Source organism: Xanthomonas floridensis (assembly GCF_001642575.1).
Lineage (GTDB): Bacteria > Pseudomonadota > Gammaproteobacteria > Xanthomonadales > Xanthomonadaceae > Xanthomonas > Xanthomonas floridensis.
Map to the genome: position 1 here is coordinate 1 of NZ_LXNG01000010.1, position 16,336 is coordinate 16,336.

A 16,336-nucleotide genomic window follows, 5' to 3' on the forward strand; every position below is an offset into this window, starting at 1 on the left:
TTTTTTTGTTGGCGTCGTAGACCTTGAACGCGAGCGGGTTGTCGGAGTCGCGGCCTTCGAAGCCGATCTTGCCGATGCCGGGGAAATATTCCTTCGCGCCGATGTAAACGGTGTTGCTCATGGGGTGTGATGTCCTTGGTTCTGGGGGAGTGGTGAATCAGTCAGCGTAGAGCGGGCTGACAACGTGCAGATGCTTGAGGAAGGTCTGGTAATGCTGCTGGTAGCCGGCCACGCGCTGCGGATCCGGCTGCGCGGACAGCGCATCGTCCACCTGCAGGTGCTCCAGCACCACATCCGACAACGCATCGGTGCCACCGTCGTCGCGGTCGCAGGCCCATAGCGCCTGCAAGGCGGCACCGAAGGCGGCGCCTTCGGGCTGGGTCGGCACCACGACGGGCAAATTGAAAACGTCGGCGACCATCTGCCGCCACTGCGCGCTCTTGCTGCCGCCGCCGGTGAGCAGGATGGTATCGAACTGCAGACCGGCGGCGACGAAGGCATCGAAGCCATTGCGCAGGCTATAGGTCGCCCCTTCCATCGCGGCGCGATAGAAATGCGCCGCAGTGGTGTTGTGCAGATCCATGCCGAACAGGCAGCCGCGTGCATCGGGCAAATTGGGCGTGCGTTCGCCATTGAAGAACGGCAGCAACACCAGGCCGTCGGCGCCCGGCGCGGTGTCGGCAATCATCGCTTCGGTCTGCTCGCGGGTGATCGAGAACATGCGCATCACCGCTTCGGTGGCCACGGTGCAGTTCATGGTGCAGATCAGCGGCAGCCAGCCGCCGCTGGACGAGCAGAAGGCGGCCCAGCGCGCGTCGTCGTCCACCACCGGGTGATCGGCGTAGGCGAACAAGGTGCCCGACGTCCCCAGGCTCATGGTCAGGCGCCCAGGCACCACGTTGCCGGTGCCGATGGCGGCCATCATGTTGTCGCCACCGCCGGTGGTGACGCGCACGCCGGCCGGCAGGTTCAGCGCTTCGGCCGCCGCGTCGGACAACGCATACACCGCGCCGGTTTCCACCAGCGGCGGCAGTGCGGTGCGCAGATCGCGCTGCGCATCCACTGCGCCGAGCATGCGCTCGGACCATTGGCGCGTGCGCACATCCAGCCAGCCGGTGCCGGAGGCATCGCCGACTTCGGCAAAGCGCTCGCCGGTGAGCCAGAAGTTGATGTAGTCGTGCGGCAGCATCACCGTGGTCATCGCCGCATAGGCGTCGGGGCGATGCTTGCGCGTCCACGGCAATTTGGATGCGGTGTAGCCGGCCAGGATCGGGTTGCCTGCGGCCGCCACGCTACCCGCCGCGCCGCCCACCGCGTCCATGATCTCGTCGCATTCCAGCGCGGTGCTGGTGTCGCACCACAACTTCACCGGCGCGGTGACGCTGCCATCGGCGGCCACCGGCACGAAGCCGTGCTGCTGGCCCGACACCGAGATGCCGCGCACGCGCGCACGCTGTTCGCCATCGAGCTGCGCGAAGCAGTGCACGATGCCGTCGACCCACCACTGCGCCTGCTGCTCGCGGGTACCGTCGTCGCGGCTGATCAGTTCCATCGGCGCGGCGATGGTGGCGACCACGGCGCGCTCCTGCGGATCGTAGGCCACCAGCTTGACGCTCTGCGTGCCCACGTCCAGTCCTACGTACAAGCTCATTGCTTCACCAATCGGTTGTTGTTGAGTCCCACCTGCTGGGTGCGGCCCGCGCCCAGTTCCAGGTCCAGGGTCTGCCCTGCGTAGGACAGTTGATAGCGTCCGCCACGATCGCTGTGCAGGCGTGCCTGCTGCAAGCGACCGCCATCCCATTCCAGATCGATGCTGGCGCCGCCACGCACGCGCAGGCCGCGCACGCTGCCGCGCGGCCAGGCGCTGGGCAAGGCCGGCAGCAGAAACACACTGCCGCCCCAGCTTTGCAACAGCATTTCGGTAATGCCGGCGGTGCCGCCGAAGTTGCCGTCGATCTGGAACGGCGGGTGTGCATCGAACAGGTTCGGGTAGGTGCGCTCTGGCGAGATCAGCAATTGCAAGATGCGATACGCATGCTCGCCGTCGGCCAACCGTGCCCACAGATTCATCCGCCAGCCGATGCCCCAGCCGGTGGTGTTGTCGCCACGGGTTTCCAGCGTGCGTTTTGCTGCGGCGGCCAGCTCGGGCGTATCGCGCAGATTGATCTGGCTGGAAGGATGCAGCGCGTACAGATGCGAGACGTGGCGGTGATGGATCTCCGGCGCGTCCATGTCCCAGTCCTGCTGCCACTCCTGCAACTGCCCGGCCTTGCCGATGCGGTTGGGCGGCAGTTGCTCGCGCAGCGTGGTCAACTGCTGTGCCAGCGCAGCATCGACATCAAGCAATTTGCTCATCGCAATGCACTGCGCGAACAGATCGCGCAACAGCTGCGCGTCCATGCTCGGGCCGGCACAGATGGCGGCACCGAATGGATGCTGGTTTTCCGGCGAGATCGACGGATTGGTCACCATCGCGCCGGTCTGCGGGTCGCGCACCAGCGTGGCGACGAAGAACTCCGCCGCACCCTTGAACAACGGGTAGATCTTGCTCAGATACGCACGGTCGCGCCCGTAATCCCAGCGGTCCCACAGCTGCTGCAACAACCACACCCCGCCCATCGGCCACAGGCTCCACTTGGCGCCATCGATCGGCCCGGCCTGGCGCCACAGATCGGTGTTGTTGTGCACCACCCAGCCAGGTGCGTCGTACAGTTTGCGCGCGGTGTGCGCGCCGGTCTGAGCCAGGTCGAACAGCATGGATTCCAGCGGCTCCACGCATTCGTGCAGAGCGTTGGCCTCGCTGGGCCAGTAGTTCATCTCGGTATTGACGTTGATGGTGTACTTGCTTTCCCACGGCGGCTGCATCAGGTCGTTCCAGATGCCCTGCAGGTTGGCCGGCTGGGTGCCGGGCCGTGAACTGCAGATCAGCAGATAGCGACCGTACTGGTGATACAGCGCCGCCATGGCCGGATCGTTGCCGCCGGCAAACTGCTGCACGCGTTGATCGGTGGGCAGCGCTGCCGCATCGCTGGTGCCCAGGTCGATCGCCACGCGCCGGAACAGGCGCTGGTGATCGGCAAGGTGGGCACGCAGCAATGCGGGGTAATCGGACTTGGCGGCCTTCTGCAGGCTTGCCGCCGTCAACGCCAGCGGATCGCCATCCACTGCGTCAAAACGTTGGAAACTGGTTGCGGCCGTCAGCAGCAACACCACTTCATCGGCAGCCTCGATACGTAGCCGGTCGCGCACATGGCTGACGGTGCCGCCGGTGACCTTCGGCACTACGCGCAAGGCAAAACGCAGCTTGCCGTCGATACCGGCAAAACCACTGTTGCGACCACGGAACAGCAGGCCGCCCTGCTCCACCGTGACCTCGCCGCTCTGCGGGCTGTCGATGCCGACCCGCAACGAAATACCGCCCGGCCGATCGCAGGACAGGCGCACCACAATGCACTGCGATGGTGCCGACACGAACACCTCGCGCCGGTGCACGGCACCACCGGAACGGAACGTGGTGGTGGCCACCGCCGTGTCCAGATCGAGCTGGCGCCGGTACTCGCTGATGCCGTCGGCACGATCGAAATCCAGCAACAGATCGCCAAGCGGTTGATACGGCATCTGCTTGAGCGGACGCGAGAGCAGCTTGGCGTCGGCCAGCTGCTCGGCCTCGGCATAGCGGCCGGCAAAAATCAGCGCGCGCACCTGCGGCAACGCGGCCAGACCCTCCGGGCTGGTGGAATCGTAGGGGCCGCCTGCGTAGAGCGTGTCTTCGTTGAGTTGCAGGCGCTCGTGGGCAATGCCGCCCCACACCATCGCACCAAGCCGGCCATTGCCGACCGGCAAGGCCTCCACCCATTCGTTGGCCGGTTCGCGATACCACAGCTGCAGGGCGTCTGCCGGCGCTACGGCCGGCAACCCTGTGTCGCTGCCCGAACGTGCAGCCTGCGCGGCCACCGACGCGGCCCCCAGAACCGCAAGCGCGGCCCCGGTGGCCTTGCACAGTTCGCGCCGGGTCAGCACGGCCACCGCCGTGCTGCCTCACCGGAACCGCCCGCGACTGCCTTGCGGCGTTCCGGCATCTGCTCGCTCATCGACTGAAGACAGCCTGCGATCATCGACGACGCGCTTTGCCGGACGCAATCTTGCGCTGCAACACGCTGACCGCCTTGCCGTCGTACTGGATGCTGGTGTCGGACTTGGGCTCCAGCGCACCGGCATCGGCGCGTGGACCATCGACAAAACGCACATGGATGGTGCGTTTGGCCTGCATGCCGGTCCAGCTGCCTTCGCGCTTGCCGATGCTCAGCTCGCCCTTGGCCTGGTTCCAGACCAGCGGGATGCGGCTGAACTCGCCCTTCTCGTAGCCGTAGCCCTTGCCGTCATCCTCGTACAGCGAGAACTCACCGTCGGCACCGGTGTAGACCACCACGGTGAGCGGTGCATCCGGCTTCTGGTCCACGTATTCCTGCACCGGGCCGGTCGGCACGATGGAGCCGGCACGCACGAACAGCGGCATGCGTTCGATCGGCGCGGCCGCTTCGATGGTCTGGCCGCCTTCGTAGCGCTTACCGGTGGAAAAATCCAGCCAGCTGGTGCCGGCCGGCAGGTACACCTGGCGCGAGGTGGCGCCGAAACGGGTCACCGGTGCCACCAGGAACGCCGGTCCGAACAGGTACTGGTCGTTGATGTCGCGGACCTTCGCGTCATCCGGGAAGTCCATCATCATGCCGCGCATGATCACGCCATCGCGCTGATAGGTATCGCCGGCCAGGCTGTAGATGTACGGCAGCAAGGCGTAACGCAGGCGGTTGTAGTAGGCCATGCTCTCGTAGAACGGCGTGCCTTCCGGGGCGATGTTCCAGATTTCGCGGTACGGAAACTGACCATGCGAGCGGAAGATCGGCACGAACGCACCGAACTGGAACCAGCGCGTATTGAGCTCGCGCCATTCCGGCAGATGCGCCGGGTCCTGGTTCTCGTAGCGTTTCTCGACCGCAAAGCCGCCGATGTCGAAGGTCCAGTTGGGCAGGCCCGATAGCGCCATGTTGACGCCACCGGAGATCTGGTCGCGCATGTCGTCCCAACGCGACACGATGTCCCCGCTCCACACCGCCACCGCATTGCGCTGGGTACCGGCGTAGCCCTTGCGGGACAGGATGAACACGCGCTTGTCGTCGGCCGCGCGGTCGCCCACGTAGACGCCGTGGGTGTGCGGCAGCGGGTACGAATTGAAGTACTCGGTGGAGGTGCCCAGCGCATTGGGTGTTGTGCGCGCCTTGCGCTCGCCGATGTCCAGGTTGGAATGCACGTCCGGTTCGTCGGCGTCCATCCACCAGGCATCGAAGCCCTTGCTGTTGAGCTTTTCGTTGACCTGGCGCCAGAAGATGGCCTGCGCCTTCTCCGAGTACGGGTCGTAGAACGAGTTCTTGTAGCCCTTGCCGATCCAGTCCAGTTCGCCCACTTCCACGTTGCGCTTGTACATGAAACCGGCGGCATCCAGTTCCTTGTAGTTGGCGGTGGTGGGATAGAACTTGGGCCAGATCGAAATCATGATCTGCGCATGCATGTCGTGCACGGCCTTGACCATGCCATCCGGATCCGGGAAGTGCTGCTTGTCGAAGTCATGCGAGCCCCAGGCGTTTTCCGGCCAATACGACCAGTCCAGCACGATGTTGTCCAGCGACAGCTTGCGCTTGCGGTACTCGGCCACCGCGCCGACCAACTCGTCCTGGCTCTTGTAGCGCTCGCGGCTCTGCCAGAAGCCATAGGCCCACTTGGGCAGCATCACCGACTTGCCGGTCAGTTCGCGGTAGCCGGCCACGGCCTGGTCGTAGGAATCGGCCGAAACGAAGTAGTAGTCGATCATCTGGCCGGCTTCGGACCAGAGCGACAGATCCTTGGCTTCAGCGGCAGGCAGCGGGTCGCGATGCAGCAGCGCGATGTAGCTGGGGTCGATCAGGTCCCACTCGATCTTGACGGTGTGGCGCTTGCCCGGTTCCAGCTCCAGCTTGAACTCGTGATTCCACGGGTTCCAGTTCTGGCGCCAGCGGTCGATGACCAGCTTGCCGTCCACGTACAGCTTGGCGTACTCGCTCGAGTACAGCGAGAAGGTGTGCTCGCCACCGGTGAGCGCTTCGATCTCGCCCTCCCAGGTGACCTGCATGCGGCTGTCCTTGTCCTTGGTGATCGCCTTCTTGGGGAACTTGGTCAGGTCGCTGAGGTACTGGTAGTTCACCTCGCTCTCGCGGCGCTCGAGCACCTGCTTGCCGTTGATGGCATAGCGTGCGGTCAGCGCACCGGCCTTGCCCTTGGCGTCGTACAACTTGAGCGTCTTGGGCAGCGGCTGCAGGCCGCGCGGGTCGCCCAGGCGGCTGATGGAGTTGTTGTCCCACAGCAGGCCGTAGTTGCGGCTGGACACCAGGTAGGGCACCGCCATGTCGATGTTGTTCTGCTGCAATTCGACATTGCGGCCCTTCTGGTTCATCCAGCCCTGCTGGTGCTGGCCGAAGCCGTACAGGGCTTCGTCATCGGGCGACTGGAAGCGCTGACGCACGGTCAGGTACTTGTGCCCTTCCACCTTCAGCGGTGCGAAGCTGCGCCCCCCTGCCACTTCCGACAATACCGGCTTGCCATTGGCATCGGCGAAGCTGACATGGCCATCGACGGTGGACACGGTGGCGGTGACCTTGCCGGTCTTCAGCTGCACGCTGTCGCCCTGTTCGGCCAGCTGGAAGGTGCTATCGCCCTGCACAGGCACGCGCATCAGGCTGGGGCTGCGTGCGAAGTCGCCATCCGGATCGGCGCTGACGCGGATGATGCCGGCATCCACCACCTGCAGGCGCACCGGGGCGGCGCCCTTGGCGCTCGGCACCACGGTGACGCCGTCGGCGGCCTTGCGCACCTCCTGTGCGTGCGCGGCATTGGCCAGCAGGGCCAGCGACAACGCCAGGCAATGGGCAAGCGGTGTACGTCGGTTGGCAGGCGCGGCGCCGGCGGAACGGATGGTGGTTTGCATGGTCACTCCCTTTGAATGTCGAATCGCTGCCGCGGGGGCGGCAGCGCATGGGTTTCATGTATGAAGCAGCGCGCAGGGCGGCGGTGGTCGGGCAAGCCCCGTTGATGCGACGGAATCGACGTGCGGCATGTCGACTCCGCGCACCGGCCGCCCGCCCGAAGGCGGCGCCGTCTCGCGTAGCGATTACTTGTAGGTGGCGAGCTTGATCTTCAGCAATTGCGGCACGCTGGAGAAATTGACCCCGTAGTCGGTCTGGTCGCCGTTCCAGTTGCGCTGGAACTGCCACTGCGTGCCCTCGTACACGCCCTCCTCGACGCGGTCGTAGAACATGTTGGCAGTGGCGTCGCTGGCCGGGTGCAGGGTCACGCGCGCGTGGTAGCCGGTGACCAGGAACTCGTCCGGACCCAGCTCGGCGATCAGGGCGGCACCGATCGGCTCCGGGTTACCCGGCGGCTCGCCCTTGAACCAGAACTGCGGCACGCCATAGGTGATGGTGGCGCCCCAGCGGTCGTTGAGCTTGAGCTCCTGCACGGCCTGGCCAGGTTCTTCGGCGGTACCGTGCAACTTGCCTTCGGACGCAGCCTTGGCGAACGGGCGCATGCCCATGCTCACCGCCTGGAAGCCCAGCGCAAACGGTGCCAGCGTTTCTTCGTTGACGTGCTTGGCGCCCAGCGGATAGTTGGAGTAACGGGTGAAGTCGATGCCGAATGCCGACCAGCCGATGCCGTCATGGCCCAACGTGGGATACAGGTAACGCGCGTATTCCGGGCGGTTGCCGGTTTCGGCGACGAACAAGGCATTGTCCGGGCGCGCGTAGCGTTCCAGCACTGTGGTGTACATGCGGTATTCCGGCATGTAGATGTCTGGCGCCAGCAGATCGATATGCGGGCCGGCGGCCTTCCACACATCCAGCACGTTGTCGGTGGGGCCACCGCTGGCGTACTGGCCGGGCTGACCCGGATTGAAGGGGCCACGCAGCGCGGCATTGACGTACATCGGCAGCGGATATTCGGCCTTGCCGGCCTCGGTCACCTGGTCGATGTAACGGCCGATCGACCACGCATGGAAGATTTCATCGGCATCGGCGCCGAACACCTGCGCCCAGGTGCCGGGCTGCTTGTTCAAGCGCTTGATCAGCGCATCCGGGACAGGGCCGTCGAACAGCTTTTGCGCCATCGGCGAAAAGTCGCGCACGCTGCCGTAGGTGCCCGGCTCGTTTTCCGGCTGGATCATGATCACGGTGTGCTGCGGGTCGACCTGCTTCAGGTGCTGCATGAAGGCCACAAATGCCTTGCGGTCGGCATCCAGGGTGGCCTGCGCATGCGGCGACAGTGAGCCGATCGACTTGCCTTCGCGGGTGATCACGCGCGGGAAGCGCTGGTTGTCGGCCTTGACCCACAGCGGCGCGTAGGCCGGGCCATTGTTCTTCCAGGTGGCGAACCACAGCAGCACCAGCCGCACCTTGTGTTCGCGCGCCTGGGTGAGCAGCGTATCGACGAAGGAGAAGTCGAACTTGCCTTCTTCCGGTTCCACCTGCTCCCAGGCGATCGGCACCTGCACGGTGTTGGGGCCCATCACCTTGATCGCCGGCCACACCTTGTCCATCACGCCGGGATAGTTGCTGGAGTTGTTGACCTGCGCGCCCAGGATCAGGAAGGGCGCGCCATCGACCAGTAACGCATGCTTGCCGTCCTTGCTGACGAACTGCGGCATCGGCGTCTGCGTGGCAGGCGCCTGCGCAGAGGCAGACGGGGTGGCTGGCGCGTTCGCTGCAGGTTTGGCGGCGTCGGGCTTGGCAGCGCTGTCCTGCTCGCCGGATTGGCAGGCCGCCAGGGCCAGCGTCAGCGCGGGCAGCAGCAGCGGGCGCAGGCAGCGACGCGCGTTGGAACGGGAAGCTGCAGGCGTAACGGGGGAATGCATGGTCATAAGACTCCGTGTCACCAGGTATCGGTGCGGAAGGGGGAAACGGGCAACTGCTCGCGATTGATCAGGTTGGCGTCGTCGGGGTTCTCGCTCCAGCCATAGCGCACCGCAACCGGCGCGCTCACCGCGTCGCTGTGCACGGTGATGCGGTCACCGTCGATCTGCGCGGTGGCCGGGTGGAAGCGTTGATCGGCACCGGCAATACGCAGGCCCTGCACCGCACCGCCGCCGCGCACCTGCAGCGCACTGCCCTGCAGATCGAACGTCAGCACAGCCTTGTCGCCGTCGAAACGCACGCGCTTGAATACCGGCGCGCTGTACACCAGTGTTTCGCCATAGGCCACGTGCCGGGCCGCAAGCGCCAGGCGATGCCCGACATCACGCTTGTTGGTGGGATGGATGTCGGTGGGGTTGCCGATATCGATGATCACCGCCTGCCCGGTTGCCGGCAGTGCCAGCGTCTTGGATTGCGATTCGCGCAGCAGCGCCCACGGGCTCAGCTCGCCCTTGTCGCCGCCGGCCTTGAAGTTGGCCAGCTGCACCCACAAAAACGGCAGGGCCTTCTGGCCACGTTCGGCGCGCCACTGCTGGATCATGGCGGCAAACTGGTCGCGGTATTTCACCGCCCCGCTCTCGCTGGCATTGGTTTCGCCCTGGTACCAGATCACACCCTTGACCGGAAACGGCTGTAGCGGGTGAATCATCTGGTTGTACAGCAGCGTCGGCAGCTGGTTCTTGTTGTCGGCCAATGAGACGCGCACCGCCGCGGGGCGGAACTTCCAGCCACTCAATGCACGTCTGGCGCCGTCGTTGGTCTGCACGAAGCGCTGCTCATCCGGGCCATGCATGCCGCCGCCGCCGCTGAGATCTTCCACGCGCACCGCGATGTGATTGATGCCGGCCTTCAGCGCCGCGGCCGGCACCTGGTAGACGCGCGGCAGGTTCCACTGCTTTTCGGTGCTGCCCACCTGCTGGCCGTTGACGTAGGTGATGTCAGAGTCGTCGATCTGACCCACGCCCAGTGCGATGCCGGCCTTGGCTTGCGCAGCCGTCAAGGTGAAGGTGGTGCGGTACCAGGCAATGCCGTCCATGCCATCGAAGCCGCTGGCCTCCCATTGCTGGCTGGTCGGAATGCTGTCCCAGTCGCTGTCGTCGAAGTCCGGCTCACGCCATTGCGGCGTGTCGCCATCAACCTTCGGCCAGCGCGCGATGCGCTTGCCGGTGGCGGCCTGCGCCGCGGCATCGCGCTGTTTGATCGCCTCGATGGCGCCCTGGTTCTGGGTGGCGTTCATGCCCAGCGAGGCGGCGTCCATCCATGCCTCGATCGCGCTACCGCCCCAGCTGCTGTTGATGATGCCGATCGGCACGCCGGTGCTGGCGCGCAGCTCCCTGGCGAAGAAGTAGCCCACCGCAGTGAACTCGCCGGCGTTGGCAGGCGTGGCGGCTTTCCAGTCGCCACCGCTCAGGCGCGCCTGCGGCTGCACCGACCACGACTTGGGGACCTTGAAGTGACGCAGCTGCGGATCGTTGGCCGCCGCTACCGCCTGCGGGCCGTCGCTGGCCTGCGCCAACGGCCATTCCATGTTCGATTGCCCGCTGGCCAACCAGACATCGCCAACCAGCACATCGCGCACCTGCAGCTGGCCACCGTCGCCCTGCACGCTCAGTACATAGGGGCCGCCGGCAGTGTGCGCCGGCAGGCTGACCTTCCATGCTCCCTGCGCATCGGCCTTGGTGGTGGCGCGCTTGCCGTCCAGGCGCACGCTGATGGACGCATTCGGTGTCGCCCAGCCCCATACCGGCATCGGCTGATCGCGCTGCAGCACCGCGCCATCGCTGAACAACAGCGGCAGGGTCGGCTGCGCCGCTGCGAGCGGGCTGACCAGCGCCAGGCCCAGCAGGCAGGCGCGGCGAACGAAGGTGACAGTCATGCAGTGATCTCCAGGGTCGGCGCGGCCAGTCGGCGCGCAACGAGGCGACGGGGGACGAAGATGGACACGGTAGGACAGCGCGGTGACACGCCCAGGAACGGCACGCTCATCGCGGGTCGCCGTAAAAGATGCCACGTCCGCCGGTCGCGAAATACACCCGGCCGGGAAGTCGTGGGTCACCAGTGACGCTGTACGGCTTGCCGAAGCGATGCGCATCGTCGTTGATGCGCCGCCAGTGCGCGCCTTCGTCGTCGGAGCGGAACACCCCGTCCACGCCGGCCACGCGACCGGCCAGATACAGCGCCGGTGGCGCGCCATCGCGCAGCGGCTTGCCGATGCCGAGCGAGCGTGCCTCGTCCAGTGTCGACAGGGTCTGCAGGCGGCCGTCCTGCCAGCGCATCACGCCATCTGCGGGACTGGCCAGATACACCACACCAGCGCGCCATGGATCGGGCCGCAGCTGTGGACGCAGGCGCTCATCGCGCGCCGGCGTGCCCAGCGACTGCCCGGTATCGCGGAAACTGGCCGCACCATCGGTACTTTCGTACAGGCGCCCACTGAGCGGATCGGCGGCGTACCAACGCTGCGCATCGACACGGTCGGCCACCACCACGGCGGTCTCCGGCAGCCCCTGCACGCGCTGCCAGTGCGTACCGAAATCCGCAGTGCGCCAATTGCCGCCCTGCGCCGGCGCCCACACCACCTGCGCCGCATCGGCGCCGATGGCGATCGTACCGGCGCCCTGCCCGGCCGGCGGTTCGCTGGCGAATGCGCGCCAGTGCGTGCCCCCATCGCGCGAATACAGCGCGCGGATTTCGTTGTTGCGGCGATTGCGCACGGTGCCGCTGCGGACCACCGTCAACGGCGCCTGGCCGGCGGCGTCGATGCTTTCGCCATTGGTCAGGCGCGGGCCGGCGTATTGCAGCTGCGCGCTGTCCAGATCGTCGTGGCGAAAGCCATCGATATCGCCGAGCGCGCTGAGCAGATGCGCACCGGCCATCGGGCTGAGCAGATCCAGCGGCACGGTTTCTTCAAGCCCGCTGTCCTGGAACCACCACTGCAATGGCTGCCGCTTGCCGGCGAAATCGCGCAGATTGCGCGAGGCCCAGATGCCGTAGCCGGTGACGAACAGCGCGTGGTTGCTGTCGAATGGATCGATCGCCAGTGCGCCCATCCAGTGCGGCGTTGCCTGCGCGGTCCACGGCGCGGCGCTGTGGTCGAACACCGCATCGGCCAACAACGGCGTCCAGTGCTTGCCGCCATCGACGCTGCGAAACAGTTCATCGCGCGGCGTGCGCCGGCGGAAGGTGCTGGCCAGCAGCACCTGCGGATCTTGCGGGTCCACCGCCACCGCGCCCCAGCCAAAACCATCGCCATCGGCCGGCTGCGGAATCGGGCTGATCTCGCTCCAGCGCCCCTGTGCCGGGCTGTACTTCCACAGCGCCCCCCCGGCCATCAAGTCCGGGCCGGGCTGATCGCCGTAGCTCAGGTACCACTGGCCGTCGCTGCCACCGACCATGTGACTCGGACGCGACCCCCTAGGTTGCCCGGCCACTGCCACCCAGCTGCGGCCGGCATCGTCGGAGACATACAGACTGGTTTGCGCGGTGGAAACGCCCACATAGATGCGTGGTGTCGGACTGCCAGCGCGGCCGCTGGCGGCGTCGAACACGACAAAGGCGATCCCCACCGCCTGTTCGCGCCCGACATGGTTGCGCGCGGTGGCACCGGCCAATGCATCGGCAGGAAATCCTTCCACCCGCGCCCAGTGCGCGCCGCGATCGTCGCTGCGCCACAGGCCTGCATCACGTGAACCCAGCAACAGCACACGGCCATCGTGCGGGTCCACCGCCAACCGTTCGCCGTTGGCGCGGCCGAGCTGATTGCCGCCCAGCTTGAACGGCAGGTCGGCCCGCTCGAAGCTGCGGCCGCGATTGAACGAACGCAGCACCGCCGCATTGCCGGCACGCGCATGCATATAGGTGCCCGCTGCCAGATAGATGGCCTCGGGATTGGCGGGGTCGATGGCGAAAGCATCGATGCCCATCAGGTTCCAGTCGTCCGCACCCAGCCAGTCGGTCAGGGCAATCCACTGTTGCGCACGCGCATCCCAGCGATACGCGCCACCGACATCGGTGCGTGCGTATGCAAGATCGCGCTCGGCGGGATGGAACAGCACGCCGGTGACGAAGCCGCCACCGCCGATGGCGACACTGCGCCAGTGATACGGCCCTGGCGTGCCGGGCTCGGCCGCAGACACGTGGGGCGTCATGAAGGGCAACACCAGCGTCAGGCAAACAGCAGTCAGCCACGCGTGTGCTGCGGAAAGGCGGCGCTTAGTAGGCGGATCGATCATGGCGATCATTCCTCCGGCTCCCATCGCGATCGACGGCAGCGCCATCGATAGGAAAAACACCGGCCCGACGAGCTGCCTGCACAGCTCGCCGAACCGGAGACGCACTTCCTACGGCGCGTTCTACAGGCTGGCCCGCAAGGTCAGGCCATACCGACGATCGTTGATCACAAAGTCGCGGTAGCGCGACTCGTTACCCAGGTAGCTTTCGCGACGGGTATCGAGCAGATTCACGCCATCCAGCGAAATCGACCACACATCATTGATGTTGAAACGCAGCGAGGCATCCAGCTGGCCGAAGCCCTTGTTGTAGACCGGCAGATTCCCGGTGCCGTTGCCCGCGGTGGTCACCAGCCAGTCGCTGCGCCAGTTGTAGGCCACACGGCCCTGGAAGCGCGAGGTTTCGTAGCTGACGATCGCGTTGTAGCTGTTCTTGGACAGGCCTTCCAGTGGCACCGTCAACGACTGGCCGTTGGTGTCGGTGGCGGTGGGGCTCGGCGCCTCGCTGTCGACGTAGGTGTAGTTGGTCTGCAGGCCGAAGCCGCTCAGCCAGCCCGGCAGGAAGTCGAAGAACTGCGTGTAGCCCAGTTCCGCACCACGGATCTTGCCGGCATCGCCGTTGACCGGGCGGGTGATCTGCCACACCTGGCCGTCGTACACCTCGTTGAACACGCTGTCGGCGATGAAGCCTTCCACCTTCTTGTAGAACAGGGTGCCGTACATCATCGAGCCCTGGCCGAAGTACCACTCCAGCGCAGTGTCGAACTGGTCGGCCTTGACCGGCTCCAGATCGGGATTACCCGCCCTGCCGGTGAAAGTCGAGGCGCCGGTGGACGACGTGCCGGTGCTTAGGCTCAGGTTCGGGTTGAGCCTGTCGAAGGTCGGCCGCGAGATACCGCGCGAGGCCGCAAAGCGCCACTGCAGCTGATCGCTCAGCATCCAGCGCAGGTTCAAGCTCGGCAGCACGTCGGTGTAGGTCTGCTGTGCATCCACCGGGATCAGACCACCGCCTTCGGCATCGGTCCCGGTGCGCACGCCCTGTGAGCCTACCTCGGTCCGCACCACACGCACACCGATGTTGCCGTCGAACGGGATGTCGCCATCCACGCCGAAGCGCAGCACGCCGTAGGCCGCGTAGGTCTTCTCGTTCTGCGTGTTGATGTTGTTCGGCGCAAACTCCAGGGGCGTGCCGCCGAAGGTGGCCAGCGTCTGCTCGTAGTTGGCCACGGCCGCATCGGAAGCGGTCAGGGTCGGCCCAAAGGTGCTGCTCTTGCCGCGGAAGAAATCGGTGATCGGGTTGGTCACCACGCCCACGGTGGGGAACTGCGAGAACGGCGTACCGACGCAGCCGTTGATGCACATGAAGCGGAACACGCCACCCTTGGTCTCGGCATCGCGGTCGGTATAACGCACACCGGCCTTGAAGCTGCGCACGAAATCGCTGTCGAACGCCAGATCCATGTCGGAACGCCAGGCAAACTCGGTGCCCTTGTTGTCGTCCTTGTTATCCAGGTGCCAACGCCAACCGTTGTAGTTGTCCTGGTTGGCCAGGAAACCTTCGGCGCCGCTGGCGTCGGTCACCGACAGCTTGGGCAGGTCGCCACGGAAGTCGACGTTGAAGAACGGCGTGTTATTCAGGCCGGTCGCCACGATGTAGCGCGTGCCGGTGGTGGTGGCATCGACGTACTGGAAGTCGGTGCTCAGGGTCAGCTTTTCGTTGACCGTCCACTTGGCGCCCAGCGAGTAGTCGGTGGTCACCGAATGCCGCTCGGTCAGGCTGGTGTTGGAGTCGGCCGGCACGTTCTGGAAGGTGCCGTTGACGAACTCGTTGCGGTCGTTGACCTGGATGCCGGGCGTGCCCTGCATCGGGTTGGCGCCGGTCAACGCGAAGAACGAATAATCGTGCCAGCTGAAGTCGTAGTCCGACCGCAGCACCTGCGTATAGACCTCCACCGCATCGTTCGGACGCCATTGCATCGCAAAGGCGCCGGTCTTGCGCTCGCGCTCGCCGACGGTGGTGTTGATGCCGGCGCCGTGCGGCACCGACACGCCCTGCCCTTCGTAGCCCGGCAGATCGGTCTGGGTGTACCACGGCTCGATCGAGATGGTGTCCTGACGGAACGGGCTCTTCTGCTGCGAGTAGTTCACCAGGATGCCGATCTCGCCGATGCCGGTCTGCCAGCGATCGCTGAACAGGCCAGAGAACGCCGGCTTGCCGTCGTCGGCGAGGTCGTAATAGTTGTACTGCACGCTGCCGGCGATCTTGCGGCCGTCGTAATCGAACGGCAGACGCGTGCGCAGGTCGACAGTGCCGCCCAGACCACCTTCGATCATGTCGGCAGACGGGTTCTTGTACACGTTGACGCCGCCGAGCAACTCGGCCGACACGTCTTCGAAGCTCAGGCCACGGCCGTCGTTGGCGGTGAAGATATCGCGGCCATTGAGCTCGGTGCGCACCTGGGTCAGGCCGCGGATGGCGATCGAGCTGCCTTCACCGTAGTTGCGCGAAATCTGGATGCCGGAGATGCGCTGCAGCGCCTCGGCGACGTTGTTGTCGGGCAGCTTGCCGATGTCTTCGGCGACGATGGAGTCGACGATCTGCTCGGCGTTCTGCTTGACCAGCTGCGCCTTGGTGACGCTGCTGCGGGTACCGGTGACCTGCACCGTGTCCAGCTGCTGGGTGGTGGCATCCGACGCCGGTGCAGCGGTGGTGGTCGCATCCTGCGCATAGGCCTGCGCGCTCAGCAGCGTGGCTACACTGATGGCCATCACGGAGCGGCGGAAATCACGGATCGAACGCTGACCCACAGCCCGGCCTGCCGGAATGTGGCGATGTTGCACTGACATGGTGCTCCCTCCCAGGACGCATGTACTTCTTGTTTTAGCGGACCGGTGCGCGAACGCCCTGCCCGTCGTTGTTGCTGGCCCGCATCTGCCATCCGGCCGTTGCCGGGAGTGCCGATGCGTGGTCGCCCTGGCGGGCAGACCTGCGGCTGCGGCGGGAGCATAGGGCGCGGCCGTCATGCCACACCAATGAAATATTCCTGGAAAGGTATTCGTTAAAACTATAGCAATCGTGTGAAACCTGACAGGTCCGGCATTACGGGCCGTCCC

The 16,336-nt window shown here is 65.7% G+C and carries 7 protein-coding genes; all 7 read right to left on the reverse strand.

Going from position 1 to position 16,336, the window contains the following annotated elements; genetic code table 11:
- Positions 1-157: 157 nt before the first annotated feature.
- The 7 genes from xylB to A7D17_RS06260 all read right to left on the reverse strand — a co-directional run bounded on the left by xylB (position 158) and on the right by A7D17_RS06260 (position 16,069).
- Positions 158-1,651 carry a xylulokinase gene (gene xylB / locus A7D17_RS06230; protein WP_064508312.1) on the reverse strand — a complete coding sequence of 498 codons (1,494 nt, stop codon included), beginning with the start codon at positions 1,649-1,651 and terminating at the stop codon, positions 158-160.
- Complete coding sequence (locus A7D17_RS06235; RefSeq protein WP_064508403.1) at positions 1,648-4,020, reverse strand: glycoside hydrolase family 95 protein; 2,373 nt, start codon at positions 4,018-4,020, stop codon at positions 1,648-1,650. Before A7D17_RS06235 ends, xylB begins: the two co-directional genes overlap by 4 nt.
- A 91-nt stretch (positions 4,021-4,111) precedes the next feature.
- On the reverse strand, positions 4,112-7,015 hold the full coding sequence (locus A7D17_RS06240) for a TIM-barrel domain-containing protein (protein ID WP_064508313.1): 2,904 nt from the start codon (positions 7,013-7,015) through the stop codon (positions 4,112-4,114).
- 183 nt (positions 7,016-7,198) lie between these two features.
- Complete coding sequence (galD, locus tag A7D17_RS06245; RefSeq protein ID WP_064508314.1) at positions 7,199-8,941, reverse strand: GH35 family beta-galactosidase GalD; 1,743 nt, start codon at positions 8,939-8,941, stop codon at positions 7,199-7,201.
- Positions 8,942-8,952: 11 nt separating this feature from the next.
- Positions 8,953-10,869, reverse strand: a complete 1,917-nt coding sequence (locus A7D17_RS06250) for a sialate O-acetylesterase (protein WP_064508315.1) — start codon at positions 10,867-10,869, stop codon at positions 8,953-8,955.
- 106 nt (positions 10,870-10,975) lie between these two features.
- The gene (locus tag A7D17_RS06255) at positions 10,976-13,234 is read right to left on the reverse strand and encodes a sialidase family protein (RefSeq protein WP_064508316.1); all 2,259 of its coding nucleotides are present in this window, start codon (positions 13,232-13,234) and stop codon (positions 10,976-10,978) included.
- 111 nt (positions 13,235-13,345) lie between these two features.
- Positions 13,346-16,069: a TonB-dependent receptor gene (locus A7D17_RS06260; RefSeq protein WP_064508317.1), complete on the reverse strand. Its 2,724-nt coding sequence runs from the start codon at positions 16,067-16,069 to the stop codon at positions 13,346-13,348.
- Between the last annotated feature and the right edge of the window lie 267 nt (positions 16,070-16,336).